Source organism: Streptomyces sp. DH12 (genome assembly GCF_020873895.1).
In the GTDB taxonomy this organism is placed as follows: domain Bacteria; phylum Actinomycetota; class Actinomycetes; order Streptomycetales; family Streptomycetaceae; genus Streptomyces.
In genome coordinates, this window is record NZ_JAHWGT010001533.1 from 1 (window position 1) to 401 (window position 401).

A 401-nucleotide genomic window follows, 5' to 3' on the forward strand; every position below is an offset into this window, starting at 1 on the left:
TGCCCCCGTACGCCAGCGAGGCGACCCGGCTGCTGTGCGCGGGGACCTACCTGGACCCCGGCTACCGCGACCGTGTCATCGAGGAGCTCTACCTCCACGAACAGCGGGTCGTCGCGCCCTCGCTCGGCTTCGACGCCGCCCGCGTCCTCGCCCACGCGCTGCGCGCCCGGCGCCTGGAGACGCTGTGGGCGGCCGCCGTCGTCGGCCTGTGGATCGTCGGCACCCTGATCAGCGGCAACCTGCTCCTCTACTTCGTCTGGCCCAGCCTGCTGCTCGCCGTCGCGCCCCTGCTGCGCGGCCGTGACGCCCGGCCGCCGTGGTACCGCTCGCTCAGCGCGTTCCTGGCCCGCGGGGGCGGACGCGTCTTCACCGCGTTCGCGTTCTTCACCGTGTAGTCCGTG

General features: G+C 73.8%; 1 pseudogene. It reads left to right on the plus strand.

What is annotated here, in order from left to right:
• Positions 1-365, plus strand: a pseudogene (locus tag LPA54_RS40940) (hypothetical protein); the annotation flags it as partial.
• Between the last annotated feature and the right edge of the window lie 36 nt (positions 366-401).